17 protein-coding genes are annotated in these 19,349 nt (G+C 25.0%); 12 read left to right on the forward strand and 5 right to left on the reverse strand.

All coding sequences use genetic code 11. The annotated features are described in order from the left end of the window. Positions 1 to 37: 37 nt before the first annotated feature. Positions 38 to 589, reverse strand: coding sequence for a GNAT family N-acetyltransferase (locus ABFX13_RS08135; RefSeq protein WP_346044758.1), 552 nt, complete (start codon positions 587 to 589; stop codon positions 38 to 40). A 112-nt stretch (positions 590 to 701) separates the two neighbouring features. Here ABFX13_RS08135 and ABFX13_RS08140 point away from each other — a divergent pair, with 112 nt between their 5' ends. The 3 genes from ABFX13_RS08140 (at position 702) to ABFX13_RS08150 (ending at position 4,909) form a co-directional block, all read left to right on the forward strand. Beyond that, entirely contained in the window at positions 702 to 1,940 is a 1,239-nt protein-coding gene (locus ABFX13_RS08140; protein ID WP_346044761.1) for an MFS transporter, read from the forward strand. 142 nt (positions 1,941 to 2,082) lie between these two features. Then, positions 2,083 to 3,195, forward strand: a complete 1,113-nt coding sequence (locus ABFX13_RS08145) for a helix-turn-helix domain-containing protein (protein WP_346044763.1) — start codon at positions 2,083 to 2,085, stop codon at positions 3,193 to 3,195. Between the two features lie 19 nt (positions 3,196 to 3,214). Continuing rightward, positions 3,215 to 4,909, forward strand: coding sequence for a MutS-related protein (locus ABFX13_RS08150; protein ID WP_346044765.1), 1,695 nt, complete (start codon positions 3,215 to 3,217; stop codon positions 4,907 to 4,909). Between the two features lie 44 nt (positions 4,910 to 4,953). On the opposite strand, the gene ABFX13_RS08155 is transcribed toward ABFX13_RS08150, so the two are convergent. Then, positions 4,954 to 5,871 carry a CPBP family intramembrane glutamic endopeptidase gene (locus ABFX13_RS08155; RefSeq protein WP_346044767.1) on the reverse strand — a complete coding sequence of 306 codons (918 nt, stop codon included), beginning with the start codon at positions 5,869 to 5,871 and terminating at the stop codon, positions 4,954 to 4,956. 158 nt (positions 5,872 to 6,029) lie between these two features. Here ABFX13_RS08155 and ABFX13_RS08160 point away from each other — a divergent pair, with 158 nt between their 5' ends. The 7 genes from ABFX13_RS08160 to ABFX13_RS08190 all read left to right on the forward strand — a co-directional run bounded on the left by ABFX13_RS08160 (position 6,030) and on the right by ABFX13_RS08190 (position 14,130). Then, positions 6,030 to 6,236: a DUF378 domain-containing protein gene (locus ABFX13_RS08160; RefSeq protein ID WP_346044769.1), complete on the forward strand. Its 207-nt coding sequence runs from the start codon at positions 6,030 to 6,032 to the stop codon at positions 6,234 to 6,236. Positions 6,237 to 6,389: 153 nt separating this feature from the next. Next, on the forward strand, positions 6,390 to 7,748 hold the full coding sequence (locus tag ABFX13_RS08165) for an MATE family efflux transporter (RefSeq protein WP_346044773.1): 1,359 nt from the start codon (positions 6,390 to 6,392) through the stop codon (positions 7,746 to 7,748). A gap of 69 nt (positions 7,749 to 7,817) precedes the next feature. Continuing rightward, positions 7,818 to 8,633, forward strand: coding sequence for a MerR family transcriptional regulator (locus ABFX13_RS08170; RefSeq protein ID WP_346044776.1), 816 nt, complete (start codon positions 7,818 to 7,820; stop codon positions 8,631 to 8,633). Positions 8,634 to 8,788: 155 nt separating this feature from the next. Next, complete coding sequence (locus ABFX13_RS08175) at positions 8,789 to 11,281, forward strand: heavy metal translocating P-type ATPase (protein WP_346044779.1); 2,493 nt, start codon at positions 8,789 to 8,791, stop codon at positions 11,279 to 11,281. A 129-nt stretch (positions 11,282 to 11,410) separates the two neighbouring features. Further along, a complete protein-coding gene (locus ABFX13_RS08180; protein ID WP_346044781.1) occupies positions 11,411 to 12,433 on the forward strand; it encodes a hypothetical protein in 1,023 nt (340 codons plus the stop codon). 116 nt (positions 12,434 to 12,549) lie between these two features. Further along, positions 12,550 to 13,062 carry an ECF transporter S component gene (locus ABFX13_RS08185; RefSeq protein WP_346044783.1) on the forward strand — a complete coding sequence of 171 codons (513 nt, stop codon included), beginning with the start codon at positions 12,550 to 12,552 and terminating at the stop codon, positions 13,060 to 13,062. 330 nt (positions 13,063 to 13,392) lie between these two features. Beyond that, positions 13,393 to 14,130 (forward strand): YwaF family protein, encoded by a 738-nt coding sequence (locus tag ABFX13_RS08190; protein WP_346044785.1) that lies wholly within the window; start codon positions 13,393 to 13,395, stop codon positions 14,128 to 14,130. A gap of 35 nt (positions 14,131 to 14,165) precedes the next feature. On the opposite strand, the gene ABFX13_RS08195 is transcribed toward ABFX13_RS08190, so the two are convergent. The 3 genes from ABFX13_RS08195 to ABFX13_RS08205 all read right to left on the reverse strand — a co-directional run bounded on the left by ABFX13_RS08195 (position 14,166) and on the right by ABFX13_RS08205 (position 17,131). Continuing rightward, positions 14,166 to 14,567 carry a hypothetical protein gene (locus ABFX13_RS08195; protein ID WP_346044787.1) on the reverse strand — a complete coding sequence of 134 codons (402 nt, stop codon included), beginning with the start codon at positions 14,565 to 14,567 and terminating at the stop codon, positions 14,166 to 14,168. Between the two features lie 131 nt (positions 14,568 to 14,698). Further along, positions 14,699 to 15,526, reverse strand: coding sequence for a hypothetical protein (locus tag ABFX13_RS08200; protein ID WP_346044789.1), 828 nt, complete (start codon positions 15,524 to 15,526; stop codon positions 14,699 to 14,701). Between the two features lie 252 nt (positions 15,527 to 15,778). Continuing rightward, positions 15,779 to 17,131 (reverse strand): MATE family efflux transporter, encoded by a 1,353-nt coding sequence (locus ABFX13_RS08205; protein WP_346044792.1) that lies wholly within the window; start codon positions 17,129 to 17,131, stop codon positions 15,779 to 15,781. Between the two features lie 176 nt (positions 17,132 to 17,307). Here ABFX13_RS08205 and ABFX13_RS08210 point away from each other — a divergent pair, with 176 nt between their 5' ends. Both ABFX13_RS08210 and ABFX13_RS08215 read left to right on the forward strand, forming a co-directional pair. Further along, positions 17,308 to 17,976 (forward strand): response regulator transcription factor, encoded by a 669-nt coding sequence (locus ABFX13_RS08210; RefSeq protein ID WP_346044795.1) that lies wholly within the window; start codon positions 17,308 to 17,310, stop codon positions 17,974 to 17,976. Further along, positions 17,963 to 19,207 (forward strand): sensor histidine kinase, encoded by a 1,245-nt coding sequence (locus tag ABFX13_RS08215; protein WP_346044797.1) that lies wholly within the window; start codon positions 17,963 to 17,965, stop codon positions 19,205 to 19,207. Before ABFX13_RS08210 ends, ABFX13_RS08215 begins: the two co-directional genes overlap by 14 nt. Positions 19,208 to 19,349: the final 142 nt, after the last annotated feature.

Below are 19,349 nucleotides of genomic sequence, written 5' to 3' on the forward strand. Positions count from 1 at the left end.
AAAAGTATCTCTTTTTTTATTTGAATTTTAAATTAAATTAAAAGTTTGATGATTTTAATTTAAGATATTCATTTTTATCAATACAATAAATTAGATGTTTCATTTTTTTATTATCATATATTTTTATATAACTATCTTGTATTTTCATATTTAATCTATTTGCTACATTACAAGAATTAATATTACTAGGTCTTATTTGAGCAATAACTTTATTAGCATTAAGGTTAGAAAAAGCATAATCAATACAAGCTTTAATACCTTCAGTTGCATATCCATATCCCCATGAATTTTTATTTAGTATGTATGCTACACCTATAAATGAATCATCATTTATATATTCAATTAAAGGCCCCATTACACCAATGACTTTATTATCATTTTTATTTAAAGCTAAAAAGTAACTATATCCTTCATTATCATATCTTTTTAAATTTTCATTTATCCAATTTCTAACTTCTTCATCTGAAAAAGACTTTTCCCAGGCATACATAACTTCAATATCTTGAAGTATATTAGCAATTTCTCTATAATCATTTTCTGAAATTTTTCTTAAAATCAACCTATCTGTTTCTATTATTATATCTTTCATAAATTTATCCCCCTTTTTAGATAAAGTATATCACATGATTATTGAAAAAATTCAAAAAAAAGAATACACTTATATTGGGATAGACAAAAAGAAAATGAGAAGAGGGGGATTTATGGGAAATCAGGGTAAGGTAAAGCTCAGTAAGAATATTAAATTATTTCTTGCTATAAATCTTATAGCTTCTTTTGCTATGGGAATTTTTAATATGTTTGTGGGGATATATCTAAAAGAAATAGGATATCAAGAACAATTTGTTGGAAATATACTTTCAATTAACACTTTTTCAATAGCAATAGCATCTATACTAAGTGCTTACTTAATAGAAAGAATAGGTAGAAAGAAAAGCTTTTACTTAGGTTTTATATGTATAGCTATTGGATCTAGTTTTATAGTACTTGTTAATAATCCAATTTTAATAGTAGTTATGGCAATAATGAATGGATTTGGTATGAGTATGAAATCAACTGCAGAAGGAATGTATATACTTGAAAATACTACAGAAAAAGAGCGAGTTTCTGTATTTAGTACAAATTTTATAATATCTAATGCTGGTATGATGAGTGCATCATTTTTAGGAGGCGTAATGTCTTCTTACTTAAGCAATTACTTTACATCAAGTGAAGCTATAAAGTATGTATTTATAATATCTGCAATTTTATCTATAATAGCGTTAGTTCCTATATATTTTATGAAAGAACCAGAAAACTTAGAGCCTAGAAGTTTAAAAGATTGCTTTAAGGGATATGTATCTATATTCAATAAAAAAGTTGCAAATTTTATGATATATCAATTTTTAATAGGCATAGGTGCAGGAATAATAGTTCCATTTTTTAGTGTTTATTTAAAATATTCAATGAATATAGAAGATAGTATCGTTGGAACTATACTTTCTATATCTCAGTTTGGATGTATTATAGGTGGTATTGTTATTCCTTTTATGTCATCAAAATTTGGAAAAGTTAAATCAGTTATTATTTGTCAGTTATTATCTATACCATTTTTATTATCAATTGCTTTTCCTCAGGGAATAATTATAATAACGATATCATTTTTTATGAGAAATGGACTTATGAATATGGCTATGCCATTAATACAAAACTTATCAATGGAAATGGTTTCAGATAAAGAAAGAACTAATATGAGTAGTTTAATATCTTTATCAAGTAATATAAGTAGAGCCATAGGAATAGCTATTGGGGGATTTTTAATGGAAAATATATCGTATACTGTTCCATATTATTTTACAGTAGGATTTTATATAATAGCAGTTATATTATTTAGTCATATTTATAAAAGTGAACTTAGGTTTAAGAGAAATTCACCTTGCATCAATATTACAGATAATAAATAAAAACTAGCTTAAAGTAGCTAGTTTTTTTTGTTTAATAATTAACTTGTAGTTAATAAATTTGAACAAAAGTTAAATTTTAGTAAATTGTTTATCCTTAAAAGGTAATATATACTAATTATATAGTATCAAAGGGGGAAAGGACATGGAAAGCTTAAAAATAGGAGAAGTTATAAAAAAACTTAGAAAAGACAAAGGTATGACACAAGAAGATTTAGCTCAGTATGTAGGTGTATCAACTCCAGCTATATCAAAATGGGAAAGTGGTACAACTTATCCAGATATAACTATACTACCTATATTAGCTAATTTGTTTGAAGTTACCATAGATAATCTACTAAACTACAAAGCAGAATTAGAAGATAGTGAAATAATAAAAATAATTAAAGAATGTGAAGCTTATATTATAAACTCAGATATAGATAGATATTTAAATATACATAAAAAATATATAAGAAAATATCCTTCAAATTATAAATTACATTATGGACTAGCAGGACTTCATGTTATGGCTTATGCAAAAATAACTGATGAAAATGTACGAGAAAACTTAGTTGAATATAGTATAAAGATACTAGAAAACTCTGTTAAAAATACTAAAGATATGGAAGTTAAGGAAGCATCTCTAACTTTACTAAGTAGTCAATATTTGTTAAAAAATCAAGCTGATAAAGCAGAAGAAGCTATAAAAAAGATATATAAACCAACTTGTAATCCCAATATGGTACTACCTATTATATATACTGAACAAGGCAAAGTAGAAGAAGCAAGAAAATTAATGCAAGAAAATTTGCAAACTGCATTAATAGAAGCTATGGGAGCAGCTATAGCACTTGGAACAAACTATTATAATTACAAAGATGGAAAAGAATTAGATTATATTGATTTTGATAAAGCTCAAAAATACTTTGAATTATCTATAGAGATTAAAAAAATATTTGACGATGAACAAATGACATACTTAAGCTTCATGAGTTTAGCACATATATACTTAAGACAAGGGGATATAGAAAAAGCTATAAATACTTTAAAGGAAATGATGGTAATTGTTAGAAAGTACAATTTAAATAAGTTTAAAAGTCCAAATACTAAATGGTGTTTTGATAAATTAGATAAAGTAGAAGATAATACAAATGCTTATGATGCATATGAGTTTTTAATAATGAGTTTATTAAAAGATTTTGATGAAATAAAAGATAACAAAGATTTTATTAATATAATAAAAGAAATAAAAGAATTAAAATCTAAAAATAGCTAAATAAAAAGGTTGTGAAAAAATGGGAATTGAAATTTTAAAATTATTAGTAGGAGCAGTAGCAATACTATTAATAGGAACTATCTTTGCCATATTTGAAAATATGAGAAGATTAAAGTACATAAAGTTAAATATAATAAATCAGTATGGAAAAGAAATGGACTTAGATGAAGTAATTATAAAAATGAATAATGTATCAAGTTATTTTAGAAATAAAAATGAAAAAAATACAATAGATAATATAACTTGGAACGATTTAAATATGGATGATGTATTTAAGAAGATAAACAATACTCAATGCACAGCAGGACAAGAAGTATTATATGATATATTAAGAAAGCCATTATATAATAAAGAAGTTTTAATTAAAAGAGATAAAGTTATAGATTATTTTAGAAATAATGAAAAAGAAAGACAAGCTATACAGCTTATGTTAGGTAAACTTGGAAAAAGCGATGAATTATATATAACTAATTGTTTATTTAATGAAGCTGATGATAGTAAAAGTAAACTATTAAAATATAGATTACTATCATGGCTACCAACACTTAGTTTATTATTACTTCTTATAAATCCTATGTGTTTGGTGCTAACTATAGGACTTGCAGTATTAAATGTATTCATAAGTCAACGAAGTAAAGTTAAAAATTATGATGCTAGTGGATTTAGCTATATCATAAGCATTATAAACGTAGCTAATAAAATAAAAAATATGAATATTAAAGAAATAGAAGAAAATGTAGATAGTGTAGAAATAAACTTAAATAATGTTAAGCATATAAAAAGAAAAAGTGTTGGAAGTGAAACTAAATCTATAATGAGTGATATGGATGTATTTTCTGAGTATGCAAATTTAATTTTTTTAAAAGAATTAAAAACTTATGAGAAAGTCAAAAATACTATTATAAAAAATAAAGAAGATTTAAAAGCTATATATGAATATGTTGGAATGATAGATGCTTTAACAGCTATAGCATCTTTTAGAGATAGTTTAAGTTTTTATACTAAGCCGATACTTACTAAATCAAAATCAAAAAAAGAAAATTATATAGAATTTGAAAAAATTTATCATCCACTTATAAAAAATCCAGCACTAAACAGCGGGAATTTTTCAAGAGGTGTACTACTTACAGGATCTAATGCTTCTGGAAAATCTACTTTTATAAAGACAGTAGCTATAAATGCTATATTAGCTCAAACTATATATACTTGTTTTGCAAAAGAATATAAATCATCATATTTTAATATATATACATCTATGGCTCTAAAAGATGATATAAATAGTAGCGAAAGTTATTATATAGTTGAAATTAAATCTTTAAAAAGGATATTAGATAGTATAAATAATGATATACCTTGCTTATGTTTTGTAGATGAAATTCTTAGAGGAACAAATACAGTTGAAAGAATAGCATCATCAAGTGAGGTTTTAAAAAGTATAGGAAATGATAATACTATATGTTTTGCAGCAACTCATGATGTAGAGCTTACCTATATACTTGAAGATTTATTTGATAATTACCATTTTGAAGAGACTATAACAGATGATGATATTAAATTTGATTACAAGCTTCATAATGGTCGTGCTGAAACTAGAAATGCTATTAAATTATTAGGATTTATGGGATATGATAAAGACTTAGTGGCTAGAGCTGATAGTAAGGCAAAGATGTTTTTAGAAAATGGAGAATGGGAAAATTTAAATAAATATAATTAAGAACAATAAAGCACTTACTTTTTAAAGTAAGTGCTTTATTGTTCTTAATTATATTTATTAAATACACCTTTTTCATCAAGAAAAAGTATAATTATTATACCTAAAATCAAAATAAGTGTAGAACAAAGACCTGCTTCAGGACCAAAAGAACCACCTGAAATAAGACTATTTCCAGTTAGATTAAAGTCAAATAAGCTTCCTACATTGATATCTAAACCACTAACTTCAAATCCAAATAAATTTCCTTGAGCAAAATTCCAAGCACTGTGAATACCACAAGCTCCCCAAAGGTCATTGGTTTTTATTACATATAAACCAAACAAATACCCAACTAATATTATGTTTAAAATTGCTATATAATTTACGTTAGGATTAAATAAATGCAAAGCTCCAAATAATACAGAAGAAATAAATAAACCAAATTTTATACCATATCTAGCACCTAAAACATTCATAAGCCATCCTCTAGTAACGATTTCTTCTGTACCACCTTGAATTATCCATCCAATTAATAATACAAATATGTTGACTAAGGCAAGTTTACCTATTGGTTGATTTGAAGTTTTATTTATTGTAGCAAATCCAAATAAATACAAAATTAAAACAACTAATCCCATCAATATTAATCCTATTAAAAATCCTATAATGTACTTTATAAGCCATTTTTCCTTGGAAAAGCCAATAGAAGAAATTTTTCTTTTTTCTATTTTTACAACTCTAAAAAATACTAATAAAGATGCACCGATAAAACTAAATAAAAAAGAAAATAAAATTATAAAATTTAAACTAGGTTTGAAAAATGGATTAATCTCCAAAATTAAAGCAATTGGCATAGATAGAATAGAGCCTAATATAGAACCTACATTTAAAAATATTAAAGCTAAAATTATAGCCCAAATTAAATTAGGTAGTTTCTTAGAATATTTGGCTTTATCGACTAAACTTTCATTTTTAATAAACATAAAAAACCCCCATTAATAAAATATATTTTACTACCAATATTATTTTAACATATATTTTAAGACTTAATAAAATTACAGAAATCTTATAAAAAATGGAATATTTAAATAAATACTGGAAATACTAACTCAAAGAAAAATTTCACAAGGAGTGTGATATTATGTTATTAAGACAAATAGCATTAGTATTAGTTATAATAGGAGCTTTAAACTGGGGAACTATAGGTTTATTTGGATTAGACTTTGTAGGAAATTTATTTGGTGGAACATATTCAGTGGTAAGTAAAAGTATATTTACACTGGTAGGATTAGCTGGTTTATATTCTATATATACTTTATTTACATTAAATGATGATAATCGTAAATAACAAAAATATACTAAAAATTAAAAGTTCACTCCAAAAATAAGGTGTGAGCTTTTAATTTTTGTTAGAAAACTTAAAAAATAAACAAATCTTATTGACTCTATACCTACTATAGACTTTATAATTTGACTTAGGAAAAATTATAGGAGGTATAATATGGTTAAAGAATTTTTAAGTTATGCCATTCCATCATCATTGGCAATGTTTATATCGTCATTATATACTGTTATAGATGGGATTTTTGTAGGTCAAGGTGTTGGAAGTTCAGCTTTAGCTGCTGTAAATATAGTACTTCCTTTTACTGTTGTATTATTTGGAATTGCAAGTATGTTAGCAGTAGGTGGAGGAGCATTAGTATCTAAAAATGTAGGTGCTGATGAAGTAGATAAAGCAGTAGACATATTTAGACAAGTATTTAAACTATTATTAATAATAAGTATAGCAACAAGTTTAGTATGTATAATATTTAATAAACCTATAGTAAGAATGTTAGGAGCAACTAAAAATTTAGAACAACTAGCAGCAGACTATCTTTTATACTATGCAATATTTTGTACACCTAACTTAGTAGGTATAGTACTTAATAGCTTTGTTAGAAATGATAATAGACCAAAGCTTGCAATGGTTTCAACGATAGCAGGAGCTATAACTAATGTAGTACTTGATTATGTATTTATATTCCCTCTAGCTATGGGTATAAAAGGAGCAGCAATAGCTACAGGTCTAGGTCAAATAGTTACAGTACTTATATTACTTCCTCATTTTATAAAGAAAAGAGGATATTTAAGCTTTGGAAATACATCTTTAGACAAAGCTACTATAAAAGAAGTTTTAAATGTAGGATTCCCATCATTTTTTGGTCAGGCAAGTTTCTCTATAATAGTATTTTTACACAATATAGCTTTATCAAACTTTATGGGAGAAATAGGTATATCAACATATAGTATAATAAACTATATAACTACAAATATATATATGGTTTTACTAGGATTAACATTTGGAGCACAACCACTTATAAGTTACAATTTCGGTAGAAGAGATTCTAAGAAAATGTTAAAGTTTTATAGCATAAACTGTAAGTGTTCACTTATAGTTAGTATAAGTGCAGCTTTAATATGTTTTGTATTTGGTAGAAGTATAGTTGGTATATTTACAACAGATGCTCAAATAGCTAAACTTGGATATCATGGTATAAAAATAGCATGTTTAGCTTATATAATAGGTAGTATAAACTTAAACACTTTAGTTTACTATCAAGCTATAGAAATACCAAAATTCTCAAATTTAATTTGTTTGTTTAGATCAATGGTATTTTTACCAATTTGTTTAATAGTATTACCTAAATTATTTGGATTAAATGGTATATGGTCAAGTGTATTAGTTTCAGAATCTATAACATTTATAGTTATGTATATAATTGCAAATGTTAAACGATACACTGCTAAAGTTATAAATGAAAATGAAAATTCAAAAATAGAAAGTAATATTTCAATTGAAGATCTTTCTAATATTTAATATAATAAAAGCTACTCTTATTTAAATAAGAGTAGCTTTTATATGTTAAAATACATTAGAGGTGATTAAATGGGGAAGTATTTATCAATTGGACAGATGGCTAAATTAAATAATATATCAGTTCAAACGCTAAGGCATTATGAAAAGGTAGGGCTACTTAAACCGTCATATACAAACAAAGAGACAGGATATAGATATTATTCGATGAAAGATTTTAATACTATATACTTAATAAAACAGTGTAAAGCTATGGGTATGTCACTAGATGAAATTAAAGAAGTTACAAATAACTATACATCTTTAGAATCTATATTTGATATATTAGGAAATCAAAAGAAAATAATTAATGAAAAGATAAAAGAATTAGAAAATATTAAAAATAAAATTGAATCCCTTGAAAATAAGATTGGATTTTCATTAGTACAAGGTATAAATAAAGTGTTTGTAAAACATAATGAAGAACGAAAATTTAAAATATATAATTACAAAGACAGATATACAGATGAATTTGAAATAAATTTAAGTAAGGTATTATTAGAAGTGGAAAGAGATTATGAAAATGTAAATGCTGAAATATCTTTTACTACATCTTATGAAGATATAAAATTTAATGGAAATATAGTATATAAAAATGTAATGATAAATTTAGGAGAAGATGTAGCATATAAAGATGAAAATATAGTATCTATACCTAAAGGGAATTATTTAACTATGTATTTTGATGATGCTTACAGAGATTCAGGAAAGTATTATGATATAATTATGGACTATATTAAAAATAATAATATAAAACCAAAAAGTGATTTTCATGAGATATATATAATGACTAGAGTCGGAAGTGATGGTAAGGAAAAATCACTAGGTCAAATAGAAATTTTAATATAAAGTATACCTTTAGCACTGAGCATAAAACTCTGTGCTTTTTATTTTGTTTAAAAAAATATTGTTTTAAAATACCTATAGGGGGTATAATGTAGTATAATTACCTTGTAAGATGAGAAACATTATAATAAAAAATTAAATAAGGATGGTGAATACTAGTGGATGTAAATACACAAAAAGATAGCTACCAAATAACAGGTATGACTTGTGCATCTTGTGCTAAGGCTGTTGAAAGAGCAGTAAAAAAAATAGATGGGGTAGAAGATCAAAATGTAAATATAGCAACCGAAAAAATGACTATACAGTATGATAAAAATAAGGTTAGCTTTGATGATATAAAATCTGCTGTTGAAAAAGCAGGTTATGGAATAAAGTCGGAAAATAAAAAGTTAGATATAAAAATAGAAGGAATGACGTGTCAATCTTGTGCTAAAGCAGTAGAGAGAAATATAAAAAAACTTGATGGAATAGAAAGTGTAAATGTAAATATAGCAACAGATAAAGCAACTATAAATTATAATCCATCAAAAGTAAAAATTTCACAAATCAAAGGTGCAGTAGAAAAAGCTGGATATAAAGTTGTAGATGAAGCTAAAAAAGAAGCTATAGATGAAGATAGATTAAGAAAAGAAAAGGAATTAAAGGTATTAAAAACTAAACTTATAATATCAATAATATTTGCAATACCATTATTATATATAGCTATGGGACCTATGATGCCAAAACCATTTGGACCACTACCTATACCAGAATTTATAAATCCTATGACTAATACTTTAAACTATGCATTAATTCAATTAATATTAGTTATACCGATAGTAGGTGCTGGATATAAATTCTATATTAATGGTACTAAAGCAATGCTTGCAAAAAGTCCTAATATGGATTCTTTAGTTGCAGTAGGAACAGCTGCAGCACTTTTATATAGTATATACACAACAATTCAATTAGCAAGTACAGATACTATGACTATGTCAGGTCATCATCATCAATTATACTATGAAAGTGCAGGTATAATAATAGCTTTAATATTATTTGGAAAATATTTAGAATCAAGATCTAAAGGTAAAACATCAGAAGCTATTAAAAAACTTATGGGACTTCAACCAAAGACTGCCATAGTAGTTAAAAATAACGAAGAAATAGAAATTCCTATAGATGAAGTTGAAGAAGGAGATATAATAGTTGTTAAACCAGGTAGCAAAATACCTGTAGATGGTATAGTTACAGAAGGACATACATCAGTTGATGAATCTATGTTAACAGGGGAAAGTATGCCAGTTGAAAAGAAAGTTGGAGATAGAGTAACTGGAGCAAGTATTAATAAAAATGGTAATATAAAATTTAAAGCTGATAAAGTAGGAAGTGATACAGCATTAGCTCAAATAATAAAATTAGTAGAAGATGCACAAGGTACAAAAGCTCCTATAGCAAAATTAGCTGATACAGTATCAGGGTATTTTGTACCAGCAGTTTTAACTATAGCTTTAATAAGTGCTTTAGCTTGGTTTTTCATAGGTGGAAAAGATTTAGTATTTTCACTTACAATTTTTATATCGGTTTTAGTTATAGCGTGTCCATGCGCATTAGGCCTTGCAACACCAACAGCCATAATGGTTGGTACTGGTAAAGGTGCAGAAAACGGTATATTAATAAAGGGTGGAGAAGCATTAGAATCTGCTCATAAAATAGATACTATAATATTTGATAAAACAGGTACTATAACAGAAGGTAAACCTGTTGTAACAGATATAATAACTACAAAGATAATAAGTGAAAAAGAACTTTTACAAATAGCAGCAAGTGCAGAAAAAGGTTCAGAACATCCACTTGGAGAAGCGATAGTTAAAAAAGGCGAAGAAGAAAAAGTTAAATTCTTAACTCCAAGCAACTTTAATTCTATAACGGGTCATGGTATAGAAGTTAAAATAGACAATCATCAAGTATTACTTGGCAATAAAAAACTTATGAATGACAGAAATATAAGTTTAGAAAACTTACAAATACAATCAGATAATTTAGCTAGTGAAGGTAAAACACCTATGTATATAGCAATAGATAATAATATAGCTGGTATAATAGCTGTTGCAGATATAGTTAAAGAAAGTAGTAAAAAAGCAGTAGATAGATTACATGATATGGGAATTAAAGTAGCTATGGTCACTGGAGATAATCAAAAAACAGCTGATGCAATAGCTAAAGAAGTAGGAATAGATATAGTATTAGCAGAAGTATTACCAGAAGATAAAGCAAATGAAGTTAAAAAACTTCAAGATGTAGGAAACTTTGTAGCTATGGTTGGAGATGGTATAAATGATGCCCCAGCATTAGCTAAAGCAGATATAGGTATAGCAATAGGAAGTGGTACAGATGTTGCTATAGAGTCTGCAAGTATAGTTTTAATGAAAAGTGACTTAATGGATGTTCCAAATGCTATTAAATTAAGTAATGAAACTATTAAAAACATTAAACAAAATTTATTCTGGGCATTTGGATACAACACTATAGGTATACCAGTAGCAGCAGGATTATTATATTTATTTGGAGGACCACTTTTAAATCCTATGATAGCAGCAGCTGCTATGAGTTTAAGTTCAGTTTCTGTTGTTGGTAATGCATTAAGACTTAGAAATTTCAAAGCATATAACTAGTTAAAAGTTAAAATAAAAATAAAAAAGAATAGCTAAATTTAGCTATTCTTTTTTTATTGACAAATAATACCATGGTTGGTATGATTACGAATGTAATTTTAAAAAACTACAGGGGGAAATATAAAGAATATGTATATGAGACTTTTTAAAGGTAAAAAAGCTATTACAGGGGCAATAGGGATAATTATAGTAGCTATATTTATTGCTTTTATTAGTAAAATTAGTAATAAAAACACATCAATTAATAATTTTAGTAAAACTCTTACTGATTATCAAAAACTTTATTTTGATATAGCAAATAAGTTAGAAAAAAATGAAAAGGTAAATATTAATTATTTGGAAGAAAATATAGATGGAGATAAAAGTAATGTATATGATTATCCTTCAGGAAAATATGGAAGTACAGATATTATAACTTATAAAAATAAGGATAAAACAGAGAGTCTAGTATTTATATATCTTAGAGGGGATAAAGGAGAACAATATTTAAAGGAAATTTTATATAACACTAATAAAGAAAATGGATATATAGGAAGTTTAATTTTAATATATGAAGCTGATAATTCTGAACGATATCAAACTATAATAGGAACTAAATCTATTGATGATCAAAACAATATAATGAAAAATATTGCTAGCACTTTAAACGAATCTATGTCATACAAAGAATATTATAATTTATCAAAATATATACAAAGTAATTCTAAGATACCTAATTCATATGTAAAAAATATTGATAAAAAACTTTTAAATATTGAAAAAGCATATGATTGGGAATATACACATAGGATATCAGACAAAAATGAAAACAAAGGATTTACCATTGAACAAGTAGATACAGAAATTGAATACTATGAAGGTATTGATATAGCATTAAAAGCAAAATTGCAAGCATGTAAAAAAATAGATGGAGTAAGAACTGACATAACTTTATTTATGGAATCTCCAATAGATGAAAGAGTAGAAATTTTAAATTCTAATGAATCTGGATATATAGAGATTAATTCTAGAAAATTTAAAGGTCAAGATTATATAGTAAAAAAGATAATAGAAAATAATCAAAAGTCTATACCTATAAATGAAATCAATGAAATTAAAACTGATGATATTGAAAAACTAAAAAAGTATAGAGAAAAACATATGAATACATAGAAATTGAAAATTGTATCTTTAAAAAGCACATTGTATGGGTACAATTACTATTGAGTATTATTAAACGCTTACCTATAATTAATAGTATAAAGAATTAATATTGGGAGGTATGTAAAATGGACCATAAAACAAGGTATCTTGTATTAAATAGTTTAATGATAGCTTTAGTATGTATTACTACAATGACTATTCAAATTCCTATGCCTGGAACTAATGGCTATGTTAACATAGGAGATAGTGTAATATTTATTACATCAATTTTATTTGGACCTATGGTAGGGATGGTTGCAGGAGGAATAGGTTCAGCATTAGCAGATATTTTAACTGGATATGCACATTGGGCAATATTTACTCTTATTATAAAAGGATTAGAAGGATATGTGGTAGGAATTATTATAAAAAATCATAGTACAGTTATAAAAAGTTTATTTGCAACAGCTTTAGGAACTATAACTATGGTAATTGGATATTTTTTAGCAGGAATAATTTTGAAAGGAAATATAATAATTTCAGCAGCATCTATACCAGGTAATTTAATTCAAGGAATAGTATGTATGGCTATAGCAATTTTACTTTCACATTCTTTAGCAAAAGTAAAATATGTAAAGACTTTTAAAGCTCATTCCTAGTATTAAAATAATTTTAAGTATAAATGTTGGTTTATTATAAATAAAAAAGACAGGTTTTAAAACCTGTCTTTTTTAGTAGTAGTAGAATTTAGGTATATACGTTTCATTTAAGTGTAGCATAATTATTAAAAATAAATTAAATGAACATTAAAATTATATCCCAAAAATTAAAATTAAATACAATTAATATTAACTTTTTATTAATTATGTAATCAAAAAAGTATTTGAAAAATATCTATGATAGATTATAATAGGTTAGTATAAATAATATTGAAGATATATAATCAACGTGCAAATGCTTGTGCAAATAATTGACTTAAGGAGACTTACATGGATAAACTTCATTATTTTTTTAGAAAATCTATAGGACAAAATCATTTTGCTACATTTGGCAAATTGCATCTAATTATATTAAGTATAGCTTTAGTAGTTAGTATGTTTATTATTATAAAGAAAAAAGAAAGTAGAATTTTTGAATTATGTATTGGAATTGTTTTATTAATTCAACAAGTAATATTATATTTTTGGTATTTCAAGGAAAATTACCATCCACTACAAGAAGGATTACCTTTATTTCATTGTAGAGTAGCTATAATTACTTTATTAATAGGATTAATTTTAAAAAAGGATTTTATGGCTAAGATGGGTTCTTATTGGGGAATTTTCGGATCAATATCAGCTATGTTATTTCCAGCCCTTGATCCATTTTCATTTCCGCATATAACTCAATTTTCATACTTTATAGGGCATATATTTTTACTTTGGGGTTCTATTTATCTATTATTTGTAAAAAATATAGGAATGAATAAATATGAATTAAAGAAAATAGTTATTATAACAAATATATATCATCCATTAATATTTATTCTTAATCATATAATAGGATCTAACTATGCATTTATGAGTTCATCTCCAATAGGCATAGGAAACAATTTAAATCCATATTTATATGGACTTATAGTTATGATGATATTCAATATAATTTTAATTTTAGAATATATAATTATCAATAAAAATCAAGATAAAGACTTAAAAGAATGCTATGATGTTGAAGCTATAAATACTTAATTAAAAAGGTATGTCATAAAAAATGACATACCTTTTTAAATTTCAAATTCTTCTTTATTGATACATTTAAATAATGTATTTTTGCTATGACCAACTAACCATATACATATCCAAGTAAAGAAAAAAGCAATAACTAAATCCATAGCACTTATCATAGAAAAACCAATACGTATAAGAAGAATATAGCAAATACCAATAAAAACTATGTAATTAAAACTAAACAATAAATCAACTATTTTTTCGTGCCATCCATTTAAATATAGTTTACTAGATTTGATAAGGTTTCCACCAATATGTTTAATTTCTGAAAATATAGTTTTAATAGAATAAATGAGTATTGAAATTGAAAGTACACTTATACTATATGGAATTTTATAAATAAAACTAATAACACCTGAAAACCCTAGAATAAATAAAGCTAATAATATTTTTTTCAATAGGTATTTTATAAACATAAAAGCAATTATACATGCTATTATAATTAAAATTATTTCCAAAAACTTCACCCTTTCTAAACCTATTATAAAAACAATTCAATATATATTATTTTCTAAAATTTAGTAAATACTCATTTTTTTACAATATTTATAATAAATGATGTAAAAAGTGTTAATAAAGAAAAAACTAAACCAAGCATTAAAAATAAAAAAACATATAAGTTAATTTTAAAAACAACATTATTTACAAATATACTAGAAATTCCTAATATATTACTTAAAAACGTAATTACAAAAATCACAACAAAACAAACTAATAACCCCTTAAAACTACCTTTTAAATCTGCAAAACTTAACGTCATATGTGTAGCTATGGAATATATTAAAAACAACATAATCAAATGATTTATATTAAAAATATAATCAAAAGAAAATATAGTCTTAAGTAACAAAAAAACATCATGACTTAAAAGGCTAATAAAATTTGAGTAATTAGATGACTGAAGGTAATTATAATATAAATTTATATTCAAATTGTTTAAAAACATAGTATAACTATTATTAGAAAATATAATTAACAATAACCATATAGTTAAAGTTCCAAAAATCATAGGAGCAATACCTATAAAGAAATTTCCCACTTGTTGATAAATACTATTAGGATTATAAGTGCTTCTTACAAAGCCCAATATACCATCTTCTTTATATTTTCTAGGTCTAAATAACTCAATTTTAACTATCTTATGATTAAATATCAAAGCCATAATCATATGACTAATTTCATGTACTACAGTACCTATAAAACCTGTAAAAATTATAACTTTTTCTCCTAATGCTTGTTGAATCAACTGATTATTTTTATTTTCAATTAAATTAAAAATAAAACCAAATATCACGAAGATTCCTAAAATACTAGCTAAATTAATAAAACTATTTATTAAAGTATTAAAAAAAATCATATGTCTTACCTCATTTTTTATTAATATAAATAAATTTTACCATAATATAAATACTTTTAATTAAGTATCTTGGATAAAATCTATTAAATTTATATATAGCAATCAATTGTGATTTAATCTTTTAAAGAAAATAATATTTAATTAGAAACAATGAGAGGACAATATGATAAAATTTTAATCATAGAAATACAAGTTATAAGTAATATAGCCTAGAGTTAATATAATGGTATTAACTCTAGGCTATAAATTTATTTAATTAAAATCACGAGTAACATCATGTATCCATTTACCTCTAATCACCCTAAATATACCGATAAAACTTTTTAGTATTTCATCAATTCTAATAATTAAAAATACTAAAACTATAGGAAGTTTTAGAACAAAAGCAGCTATAAAACCTAGTGGAATGGCTATAAACCATAAAAAACTCATTTCAAGCCAAAATACAAATCTATTATCTCCACCACCTCGTAATATTCCCATTAAAATATTAGCAGATAATGCTCTAAAAATTGAAACTATAGAAGTTGCTATCATAATTTCACAAGCAATAGCTTTAGTATCATCAGATATATTATACAAATTAACTGCTATAGGCCGTAAAAAATAAATTGTAAGGCCAGCTAAAATTCCCATAAATACACTAAGTAGACAAATGGTATTTGCGTATTCCATAACCTTTTTTTTATTTCCTTCACCAACTGTATTTCCAATAATTACAGAAGATGCACTTGATAAGCCGTGTATAAATAAAGTTGCAAATTGATTTACAACATTATTTATACTGTTTGCAGCTACAACATTTGTACCCATTCTAGCTACTATAATACAAATCATAGAAGATCCTATTGACCAAAAAAATTCATTAAGTATTATAGGTGTAGAAACTTTTATAAAATCTTTAAACATTACTTTATCTAATAATTTTAGATGTTTAAATTTAAACTTTATTTTACTTTCAAACTTAGACATAAATATTAAAATAACTAAAATTTCACTACATCTAGATAAAACAGTAGCAATAGCAGCTCCAGATACTCCTAAAGCTGGAAATCCTAAATTACCAAATATTAAAACCCAGTTTAAAAATATATTAATAACTAAAGCTACACTATATACTACAAGTGATATTTTAATAGTTTTAACAGATCTAAGTATTGTTATTGTACAGCTTGTTATAGCATAGAGTATATAACCTAAAGAAATTATTCTTAAATATTTTGCACCTTCGGCAATAACTAATTTATCATCTGTAAATATAGATATTAACTGTTTTGAGAAAACAAATGATATAAAAGTAAACAAAATAGCTAAAAGGAGACATATTCTATACATTATAGCCATAACTTTGTGTATTGATTTTATATCTTTTTTTCCAAAGTACTGAGCTCCCATAACGCTAGATGCACTACCAACGCCAAAAATTATAACTGCTAATATAAAAAATATATTATTTCCTATAGCTGAAGCAGATAAGCTAATTTCACCAAGTCTACCAAGCATAATAGTATCAACCATACTAATAGCAAAGGTTATTAAATTTTGAGTAGCTATTGGTAGTGATATACTAAATATAGATTTATAAAATGAACTGTCTTTTGTCAATGTCAATAAAAACTCAGTCCTTTCTTAAAAGTCTCTTTATTAGCTTTTCATATATTTTAAAAATTAATTCATAAATACTTATAATATAATGTTGTATAATAAAGGTAGTTCATAAAAAATTCACATAAAAGATGTAAAATAAAAAATTAAATTGAAGTAATAATAGGAGATTGATTATGAAAAATAAAAACATATTAGTTATAGAAGATGATAATAGCATACAAGATTTGATTGTAGAATTTTTAAGTGCAGAAGGATATAATGTAAAATCTGCTAATGATGGACTTGAAGGTATACAAGCTTTTAAAAAAGAAGAATTTGACTTAGTTATATTAGATGTAATGATGCCTAATTTAGATGGATATGGAGTTTGTAAAATGATAAGACAATCTTCAAATGTTCCAATAATATTTTTAACTGCACTAAATCAAGAAAGTGATCAAATAAAAGGCTTTGATTTAATGTGTGATGATTATATAACAAAACCATTTTCATTTACATTATTGATGAAAAGAGTAGAAGCAATTCTAAGAAGAACTAGTAATGAAAATGAATCAAATATATTAAATTTTGAAAAATTATCTTTAGATTTAGATACTTATCAAGTTAAACTTGGAGATAAACCTATAGAATTAACATTAAAGGAATTTAATATATTAAAAACTTTAATAGATAGTTATCCACAAGTAGTAACTAGAGAAAATTTATTAGATAGTGTTTGGGGATATGATTACTATGGTGATACAAGGGTTGTTGATGCGCATATAAAAAATATAAGAAAAAAAATAGAATTACCATATATAAAAACAGTGAAAGGAATAGGGTATAGTCTTGACAAAAATTAGAGATAAATGGGATGATTTAGCAATAAATAGAAAAATATTTATAATAATAACAACTTTATCTATTGGACTTATAGTAACTATATACCTAATTTTATCTCTTTTACTTCCGTCATATTATGAAAGGTATAAAATAAAATCTTTAGATAATAGACTTATGATTTTATCAGCTAAATCACAAAATCATAATTTAATTAGTTTAAAAGAAGATTTATATAGATTATCACAGAGTGAAAATGTGGGAGTATTATTAAGAGATGCTAGAGGTGTGGTTGAATATGGAAATAAAGAATTATCATTTTTACCATATTCAAATAATATAAGTGATTCTTATAAAAATTATAAAAAAACTACAGTATTATATATTAAAAATAGTAAAATACCATATTATCTAGATACAAGTATGCCTCTTCAGCCTGTAGATGAGGCAACTACTGTAATATTTGATTTAATGCCCATAATATTATGTGTGGCTATAGTTTTATCTACTATAACATCCTATGTATTTTCAAAGTGGATAACCAAACCACTTATAAATATTATAGAAAATGAAAGAATGCAAGAAGCTAAAAGAAAAGAATTTATAGCCACAGTATCTCATGAACTTAAAACTCCAATAACAATAATAAGTGGGCAACTAGAAGGTATGATTTATAACGTAGGAAAATATAAAGATAGAGATACTTATCTTAAAAAATCTTATGAATCTACTCAAGAGTTAAAAACTTTAGTAGAAGAAATGATACAGGTATCAAAATTTGAAATAATAGAAAAAAAGCCCGAAACTAAAGAAATAGATTTATTTAATTTAATAAATAGACTTATAAAAAGACAAATATACTTAATAGAGGAAAAAGAAATAAATTTAGATGTAAAAATGGATAGTGAAATAGTTGTAAAAGCAGATGAAGAGCGTATAGCAAAAGCTATAAACAATTTAATAAATAATGCTATTAAGTATTCACCGCAAAAGGCTGATTTAACAATAAGATTATATAAAAAAGAAAATCCAATCTTAGAAATAGAAAATACAGGAGTCATAATAGATGAAAAGCACAAAGATAAATTATTTAAGCCTTTTTACAGAGTAGAAAAATCAAGAAATAGAAAAACTGGAGGTAGTGGATTAGGCTTATATATTGTAAGTCAAATACTTAGAGAACATGGTTTTAAATATAATATTAAAAATGGAAAAAATTCTGTTATATTTACCATAGAATTTAGTAAAGATTAATATTACCACCCCCTTAACAAAGTGTTAAGTATCCCTTGAGCATTAAGCCCAGGGGATTTTTAATTTATTGAATTTTATAAAAGTGACTAGACAAATAGACACTAACTGTATATACTGTTTATATACAGTCAGCATAGTATAA

The sequence above is a fragment of the Paraclostridium tenue genome (genome assembly GCF_039521565.1).
GTDB lineage: Bacteria > Bacillota > Clostridia > Peptostreptococcales > Peptostreptococcaceae > Paraclostridium > Paraclostridium tenue.